Origin of the sequence: Kribbella sp. NPDC050124, assembly GCF_044460355.1 — a bacterium.
Lineage (GTDB): Bacteria > Actinomycetota > Actinomycetes > Propionibacteriales > Kribbellaceae > Kribbella.
Genome location: NZ_JBITJU010000015.1, coordinates 209263 through 217305 on the forward strand (window position 1 = coordinate 209263; position 8043 = coordinate 217305).

General features: G+C 69.8%; 9 protein-coding genes. 3 read left to right on the top strand and 6 right to left on the bottom strand.

Going from position 1 to position 8043, the window contains the following annotated elements; translation table 11 throughout:
* Positions 1-16: 16 nt before the first annotated feature.
* Both ligA and ACIBL3_RS30160 read right to left on the bottom strand, forming a co-directional pair.
* A complete protein-coding gene (ligA, locus tag ACIBL3_RS30155) occupies positions 17-2014 on the bottom strand; it encodes an NAD-dependent DNA ligase LigA (RefSeq protein ID WP_396357075.1) in 1998 nt (665 codons plus the stop codon).
* Positions 2015-2064: 50 nt separating this feature from the next.
* Entirely contained in the window at positions 2065-2967 is a 903-nt protein-coding gene (locus tag ACIBL3_RS30160) for an NADP-dependent oxidoreductase (protein ID WP_396357077.1), read from the bottom strand.
* Between ACIBL3_RS30160 and ACIBL3_RS30165 the strand changes: the two genes are divergently transcribed.
* Entirely contained in the window at positions 2966-3304 is a 339-nt protein-coding gene (locus tag ACIBL3_RS30165; protein ID WP_396357079.1) for a hypothetical protein, read from the top strand. The two genes, ACIBL3_RS30160 and ACIBL3_RS30165, sit on opposite strands and share 2 nt — an antisense overlap.
* 7 nt (positions 3305-3311) lie before the next feature.
* On the opposite strand, the gene ACIBL3_RS30170 is transcribed toward ACIBL3_RS30165, so the two are convergent.
* From ACIBL3_RS30170 to ACIBL3_RS30185, 4 genes are all read right to left on the bottom strand, one after another.
* On the bottom strand, positions 3312-4100 hold the full coding sequence (locus tag ACIBL3_RS30170; protein ID WP_396357080.1) for a MerR family transcriptional regulator: 789 nt from the start codon (positions 4098-4100) through the stop codon (positions 3312-3314).
* Between the two features lie 15 nt (positions 4101-4115).
* Positions 4116-4877 carry an ABC transporter permease gene (locus ACIBL3_RS30175; protein WP_396357081.1) on the bottom strand — a complete coding sequence of 254 codons (762 nt, stop codon included), beginning with the start codon at positions 4875-4877 and terminating at the stop codon, positions 4116-4118.
* Between the two features lie 9 nt (positions 4878-4886).
* On the bottom strand, positions 4887-5633 hold the full coding sequence (locus ACIBL3_RS30180; protein WP_396357082.1) for an ABC transporter ATP-binding protein: 747 nt from the start codon (positions 5631-5633) through the stop codon (positions 4887-4889).
* Positions 5634-5714: 81 nt separating this feature from the next.
* Positions 5715-5867 carry a hypothetical protein gene (locus ACIBL3_RS30185; protein ID WP_396357083.1) on the bottom strand — a complete coding sequence of 51 codons (153 nt, stop codon included), beginning with the start codon at positions 5865-5867 and terminating at the stop codon, positions 5715-5717.
* A gap of 242 nt (positions 5868-6109) precedes the next feature.
* Between ACIBL3_RS30185 and ACIBL3_RS30190 the strand changes: the two genes are divergently transcribed.
* Complete coding sequence (locus tag ACIBL3_RS30190; RefSeq protein ID WP_396357085.1) at positions 6110-6721, top strand: response regulator; 612 nt, start codon at positions 6110-6112, stop codon at positions 6719-6721.
* On the top strand, positions 6718-7908 hold the full coding sequence (locus ACIBL3_RS30195) for a sensor histidine kinase (RefSeq protein WP_396357086.1): 1191 nt from the start codon (positions 6718-6720) through the stop codon (positions 7906-7908). The genes ACIBL3_RS30190 and ACIBL3_RS30195 overlap by 4 nt, the downstream gene beginning before the upstream one ends.
* The last annotated feature ends 135 nt before the right edge of the window (positions 7909-8043 follow it).

The window sequence follows — 8043 nt, forward strand, 5'->3', positions numbered from 1 at the left end:
ATGCCCTTCCCGGGGGTCAGCGGGGGAGTAGGTCGGCTGCTTGCAGTTGTTGCCAGATCTCGGACTGGTCGACGACGGTGACGCCGAGTTTCTCGGCCTTGGTGAGTTTGGACGCACCGACGTCGGCGCCGGTGATGAGCAGGTCGGTGCTTGCCGAGACCGACGAGGCGATGGTCGCGCCGGCGCGTTCGCACAGGCGCTGGAAGGCCGGGCGGGTGACCTTCTCGCCGGAGCGTGGGTCGCTGATCGAGCCGGTGACGACGACGGTCTTGCCGGCCAGCGGTGCACCGGCCGCGACGACCGGTGGGAGGTCTTCCTCGCGGACGTCGAGCGAGACGCCGGCGGCGCGGAGCCGTTCGAGCTCCGGGCGCAACCGGGTGAGGTGCTCGATCAGCGAGGCGGCCACCTTCGGGCCGATGTCGTCGACTGCGACCACCCCGTCGACGCCCGCGTCGGCGACCGCTTCCAGGGAAGCGAATCCGGCTCGGCACAGCCTGGCTGCGGTGCCCTCGGAGGCCATCGGGATCGCGAGGCCGATCAGTCCCCGGCGCAGTCCGACCTGGCGGCTCGCGTCGATCGATTCGATCATCCGGGCGGCCGAGACCTCGCCGATGCGGTCGAACTCCAGCAACCGCTCGGCGGTCAGCTGGTAGAAGTCCGACGGGTGCTCCAGGATCCCGGCCTCGGCCAGTCGTTCGATCCAGACACCGCCGATCGCGTCGATGTCGGCGGCCGCGCGGGACGCCCAGTGGATCAGCCGCCGTACGGTCTGGGCGGGACAGGCGACGTTGGTGCAGAACAGCTCGCGGCTGTTGCCTTGCTCGATCAGCGGCTGCTCGCAGGATGGGCAGACGCTGGGCGGCACGATGTCCCGCTCGGCTCCGGTGCGCTTGGACGCGTCGAGTACGCCGGCGACGAACGGGATCACGTCGCCGGCGCGACGGACCAGCACGGTGTCGCCGATCTTGATGTCGCGCGCGCGGATCACTTCCTGATTGGCCAGCGTCGCGCGGGTGACCGTCGTACCGCCGACGAAGACTGGCTCCAGCCAGGCGACCGGCGCGATCTTGCCGGTTTTGCCGACGTCCCAGACCACGTCGGCGAGCACGGTGGTCTTCTCCTCGGCGGCGAACTTGTACGCCAGGGCGCCGCGTGGCGAGCTGGACCGGGTGCCGGCGGCAGCGTAGGCGTCGCGATCGGCCAGCCGCAGGACGGCGCCGTCCAGGTCGTAGTCGAGGTCGTTGCGTTGCTCCTCGATCGTGGTGATCACCGACTGCGCCGCAGCGGCGTCATCGCAGTGCCGCATGTCGGCTGCGGTGAAGCCCATCGTCTGCAGCGCGCGCTCGAGGTCGGTGTCGGCGTCGTTGGAGTCGCTGAGCAGATCGAAGGCGAAGAACTGCAGGCGCCGCTCGGCGACCGTGGCGGCGTCCTTGGCGCGAAGAGTGCCCGCGGCGGCGTTCCGCGGGTTGATGAGCGGCTTGTCGGGGTGGGCCGCGTTGTAGGCGGCGAAGGTGGAGCGCAGCATGACTGCCTCACCGCGCACCTCAGTCCGGTCCGGTACGTCGAGCCGCTCTGGGACCCCGTCCGTGAGCGCCCGGACGAGCGGCGTCACGTCGTCGCCGGTGGTCCCGTCGCCGCGCGTGACCGCTCGCGCGAGTCGGCCGTTCTCGTAGACCAGGGCCAGTGACAGGCCGTCCAGCTTCGGCATGACGACCACCGACTGGCCGGGGAAGCGGCTGAAGAAGGCCTCGACCTGTTCGGGCCGGGTCGCCTTCTCCAGCGACAGCATCGGCCGCGAGTGCCGGACCGGCGCGTGCAGCACCGTGGGCGCGCCGACCTGGTCCAGCGGGTTCGGGTCGGGTGCCAGCTCCGGGGTGGCCTCGATCCGCGTCCGCAGCTCGTCCTCGATCGCGTCGTACTCCGCGTCGGCCACCGTCGGCGAACCGCGGTAGTAGGCGTCCCGCAGTACGACGATCCGATCGGCAAGTTCCTGAATGCGCTCCCCATCGTCCACGAGCCAGGACATTACCGGGCGGCCCGGACAAAGTGCCCGGACAAAGTGCCTCAGGTCACCGTGATGATGGTCCGGCCGCGGGTCGTGAAGGCGGCGGGGGCGTCGGCCAGCGGGCGGACGGTCGTCACGAGTGGCGTGAGCCGGCCGTCGTGGCGGCGGGTGGCGAGTTGGACGAGCTGTTCACGGCTGGGCTCGACGACGAAGAAGATGGCCCGGCCGCCCTCGGGATGAACGGCCGGCGGATCGGCGATCGTGACGAGGGTGCCGCCGGGGCGCACCAGGGCAGTGGAGCGATCGCGGATCTCGCCGCCGATCACGTCGAGCACGACGTCCACCTGGCCCGCATCCTCCAGACGGTCGCCGTCCAGGTCGAGGAAGGCGTGGACGCCCAGATCGGACGCCGCCTTCTGGTCGGCGGCTCGGCCGGTGCCGATGACGTGGGCGCCGGCCTCGCGAGCCAGCTGTACTGCGATGGTGCCGACAGCTCCACCGACCCCGTGAATGAGGACGGTTTGGCCGGTCTTCAGGTGGGCGTGGTCGAACAGGGCCTGCCAAGCCGTCAGACCGGAGATCGGCAACGCCGCCGCGGCGACGTGGTCGACACCGGCGGGGAGCGGGGCCAGGTTGCGAGCCTCGACAGCGGCGTACTCCGCGAGGGAGCCGTTGCGCGTCCAGTCGGCCAGCCCGAAGACCCGCTGGCCGACCGTGAGACCGGTGGTGCCGTAGCCGAGCTCGACGACGACCCCCGACAGCTCGTGGCCGGGCACGCTTGGGGTGCGGTCGTGGCCGGCGCGGTCGGTCCAGGTCCCGGGCCAGTCCAGCTCACCGCGGGTGAAGCCGGCCGCGTGGACCTGGACGATGACATCGTTCTCAGCGGCGTGGGGATAGGGGAGGTCGGTCAGGGACAATCCGTCGACGCCGGCCTTGGGGTCCTGAGCAGTGATGGCACGCATGCCGTCGACAGTACGCACCCGCAGCCCGCTGTCGATGGGCCATTTCAGGCCGGAGTTGATGGGCCGCTTCGGCGTGGACGCGGCGGTCGATCCCGAAGGTCACTTGCTGTCGCGGGCGGCGGGGTTGGACATCGTGGGGAGGGACTTCGACGAGTTGAGTCCTGACTTCCGGGCCGACGTACTCCGGCAGCACCCGCGTCTCGGGCTGGCCGAGGAGTTTCTCGCCTGCTTCCAGGCGCGGGCCGAGCGGAAGGCCGACAGCTCCGCCGCACACGCAGTCCAGTCCGGCCTCAGCGCCAGGATGGCCGGCAACCCGCTCGACGGCGAACGGGTTTAGCGGTCGGTCAATGGTCCGGCGGGGTGGTGAGCCGGTCGGCCGGCACTTGTTCGATGCGGGTCCAGCCCTTCCAGCCGCGCTCCTCCAGGATCGCCAGAAGCTGCTTGGCACCCGGTGCGGACTCGGCCATGGTCGCGTCCATCAGTGCGACGAACTGGTCGTCGAAGACATCGGCACCCACTTCACCGGCCTCCACGGCGCGAATCATCAGGCGCTCCATGATGTCGGCCAGCTCGACGATCCGCGGATCGTCCGGCTGCCAGTCGAGTCCGCCGCGCAGCAGGCTGTAGAGCTTCACCATGTCGGGGTCTTCCAGCGCCGCGTGCTTCATGTCGATCACGGCGTCGACCAGGTGCGGCATCTGGGCGGCGACCATGATCCAGGCGTCCCGCTCGAGCTCGATGTACCACTCTTCGACGCCGAGACCACGGAGCCGGTCGAGGTAGCCCACGACGCTGTCCGGAAGCGCCAGGTGCTCTCCGGCGGCGAGCCTGGCGATCCGCTTCCGGTTGCCCTGGAGCCGCCGTACCTCCGCACGCAGTTGCTTGTCGATCTCCTCGACACCAGCGGCGAACTCCTCCGGACCGGCATCGAGGAGTTGCTGCACCCGGGCCAGCGGCACGCCGGCATCGGCCAGGGTGTGGATCCGGATCAGTCGCACCACCGCGGCAGAGTTGTAGGTCCGGTACCCGGACTGGTCGCGCTCGGGTTCCGGCAGCAGCCCGATCTGGTGGTAGTGGCGTACCGCCCGCACCGTCACTCCCGCGTACGCCGCCAGCTGGCTGATGGTGAGCATGGGTCTCAGCCTGCCTCAGGCGATCTTGCGGCGATAGGTGACCATCGCGAGGCCGTAGGCGACGACGAGGATGCCGACACACCACGCGAGGGCGGTCCAGACGTCGTCGCCGACCGGCTGCTGGGTGAACAGGTCGCGGATCGTGTTGACGATCGACGTCACCGGCTGGTTCTCGGCGAACCAGCGCACCGGGCCGGGCATGGTCTCGGTGGGCACGAAGGCCGAGCTGAGAAAGGGCAGGAAGAGGAGCGGGTAGGAGAACGCGCTCGCGCCTTCCATGGTTTTCGCGGTGAGACCGGGGATGACGGCCAGCCAGGTCAGCGCCAGCGTGAACAGAAGCACTATGCCGGCAACCCCGAGCCACGCCGGCACTCCGGCGCCCGAGCGGAAGCCCAGGAGCAGCGCGACGCCCACGACGATCACGAGCGAGATCCCGTTGGCGAACAGCGAGGTCAGCACGTGCGCCCACAGCAGGCCCGGCCGAGCGATCGGCATGGACTGGAACCGCTCGAAGATCCCGCGCTGCATGTCCATGAACAGCCGAAAGGCCGTGTAGGCGACCCCTGACGCGACCGTGATGAGCAGGATGCCGGGCAGCATGTAGTTGACGTACTTGATCGGACCGGTGTTGATCGCGCCGCCGAACACGAAGACGAACATCAGCATCATGGCGATCGGCATGATCGCGGTGGTGATGATGGTGTCGACGCTGCGGGTGACGTGGCGCAGGGTGCGTCCGGTGAGTACGGCGGTGTCGCTGAAGAAGTGCGTGGCCATGGTCGCTCCCTACTTCGTTCCGGCGCCGACGACCGCGAAGAAGACCTCTTCGAGGGTGGGCTGCTTCTCGACGTACTCGACCTTGGCCGGCGGCAGCAGCCGCTTGAGTTCGGCAAGGGTGCCGTTGGCGATGATCCGGCCCTCATGCAGGATCGCGATCCGGTCGGCCAGTTGCTCGGCCTCCTCCAGGTACTGCGTGGTGAGGAGCACCGTGGTCCCGCGCCCGGCCAGCCGCTTCACGGCCTCCCACACCTCGATCCGCGCCTCGGGGTCGAGACCGGTCGTCGGCTCGTCCAGGAAGATCACCGGCGGACTCCCGATCAGGCTCATCGCGAGGTCCAGGCGGCGACGCATCCCGCCCGAGTAGGTGGACACCCTCCGCCCACCCGCGTCGGTCAGCGAGAACCGCTCCAGCAGGTCGTCCGCGATCGCGCCCGGGTTCTCGAGGTGACGCAGCCTCGCGACGAGCACGAGGTTCTCCCGCCCGCTGAGGATCTCGTCCACGGCGGCGAACTGCCCAGTGAGGCTGAAGGATTCGCGCACGTCGGCCGGCTGCGTGCCGACGTCGAAGCCGTTCACCCGTGCCGTCCCGGCGTCGGCCTTCAGGAGCGTGGCGAGGATCCGCACCGTCGTGGTCTTGCCCGACCCGTTCGCGCCGAGCAGGGCGAAGATGCTGCCCCGCTCCACCTCGAAGTCCACGCCCCGCAGCACCTCGACCTTCCCGTACGACTTCTCGAGTCCCTGCACCCGAATCATTGGTCTCCTTACTCGAGTCGTTCCGTTCACCAGGGTGGAGGGTTGACGCAGCGTCAAGGTCAAGCCGGCCGGGCGGCTGGTTCAAACGGCCGGCCAGACGACTCCGTAGGCGGGTTTCCGCGGCCGCGTCGGCGTACGGCGCTCGACGACGGAGATGGTCTGTTGCAGCCGTGGCGCGCGGTGTCCGCGGTCGTCGTCACGGCCCGTCTCCAGCAGGGTTGCCTTGTGGTTCATGGTTGCTCCTTTGTTCTTGGTGCCGAGGCGTTCCCGGCTCGCCAATCAGGTTCGCCCGGTTGGCGCCTCGGCCCCATCCACCGAGCGGGCCCTGCACCGGCTGACCCCGGGGTCCCCCGATTGGGGGAGCTGCGTCGCTCTGGACCAGCGCGGGACGGCGGCGGCATGCTGGGGACTGGGGGCGGGACATGACGGCGAGCGGGCGTAGTACCGGCGCGCGAGAGATGGCGCGGGTGGTTGTGGTGGACGATCACCCGTTCTTCCGGGACGGGCTGATCCGGGGGCTGCGTGAATCCGGCTATCTCGAGGTGGTCGGCGAGGCCGAAACCGGGCGGGGAGGCCTCGAGGTGATCGCCGCGGAGCGCCCGGACGTGGCCGTGGTCGACTACCAGATGCCTGACCTGACCGGACTTGACGTGGTGCATGCCATCGTCCGTGAGGGGCTGCCCACCCGGGCGCTGATCCTGTCAGCCGTCACCGACAGCGCGGTCGTCTTCCGAGCTTTGGAGGAGGGTGCGCAGGGCTACCTGTCCAAGGAGTCTCGCCGTTCGGAGATCGTCGACGCGGTACGGCGGGTGGGCCAGGGCCAGACCGTGGTCCCGCCGGAGCTGGCTGCCGGGCTGGCCGATCAGATCAGGCTACGGGCGGCGTCTGCCGGTCCAGTCCTCAGCGAGCGGGAACAGCAGGTACTGGCCGGCTTCGCCCGCGGGCTGTCCATCCCCGAACTGGCGGCCGAGCTGTATCTCGGCGCCAGTACGGTCAAGACCCACACCCAACGGCTCTACGAGAAGCTCGGGGTCTCCGATCGCGCCGCCGCCGTGGCCGAAGGTATGCGACGGGGCCTGCTCGAATGACCGGTTCGGACCCGATCGCCGCAATGCCGGACCGAGGGGTCCGGATCCAGGGGATGTTGAGGCTGCTGCTCGCCGCGTTCCTGGTGGCGGTCCTGGTGACCGAACCACCCGATCACCACCGCTTGCTGTGCTGGGTGATCGTCATCGCCTACGTGCTCTGGAGTGTGTTGACCGCGGCGGTCCAGCGACGCGGCTTGGGCCTGATGCCGTACACCTGGCTGGCCCTCTCGGTCGACGTGATCACGCTGACCGGGTTGTCCCTGGTTGCGGACGCATCCGCAGACACGACCTGGACGGCGTACACCTTGCTGAACGGTCTCTTCGTGGTCCCGCTGCTGGCCGCGACACAGCTCAGCCCGCTGGTCTGTGCTCTTGCGACGGCACCGACGGTGGTCGCCTACCTTGTCTCCGGGCTGCTCATCCGGCCGATGGACGAGGAGCCGATCTCGTACGTCGTACTGGCCGCCGTGCTGCTCGCTGTCGTCGGGCTGGCCTGTGTGCTGTTGTCGGCGCTGCAACGATCCCGGGTTCTGACGATCACCAGGCTGCTCGAGGAGCGGAGCCAGCTGGTGGAGGACATGGTTCAGATCGAGCAGCGCGAACAACGGAACCTGGCGGAGACGCTGCACGACGGAGCTCTCCAGTACGTGCTGGCTGCCCGCCAGGAGGTCGAGCCGGCGCTCGGCGGTGACGCCGAAAGTCTCGAGCGAGTCGAGTTCGCCCTCGCGGAGACGACCCGGCTGTTGCGGTCCACGATGTCCCAGTTGCACCCGGTGGCGCTGGAGTCGGCCGGATTGCTGCCGGTCCTCGAGGACGTGGCCGACTCCACGCGCTCACGCGGGCGGCTTTCGGTCGACGTGGAGACGCAGGACTGGGACGAGTCGACCCGTACGGCGGTGGACGAGTTGCTGCTGGTCACGGTTCGCGAGTTGCTCACGAATGTCGTGAAGCATGCCGCGGCTCACAAGGTCGTCGTACAACTGGCCCGGACCGACGGGGTGGCCAGGCTTCGCGTGATCGACGACGGGCGGGGACTCGGGGGAGTGGACCTCGACGCCCGGCTACGGAACGGTCACCTCGGTCTCGCGTCGCGGCGGATCCGGGTGGAAGCTGCCGGCGGGTGGATGCGGCTGCGGGACGCCGAACCGCACGGCACTGTCGCGGAGGTGGAGGTTCCGTTGGCGTGAAACGGCGTGGGGGGGGGGGGGGGCGGCCGCGCGCGCGGGGGGGGGGGGGGGGGGGGGGGCCCCCCCGGGGGGGGGGGGGCGGGGGGGGGGGCCGGGGGGGGGGGGGGGGGGGGGGGGTGGGGGCGCCCACCCCCC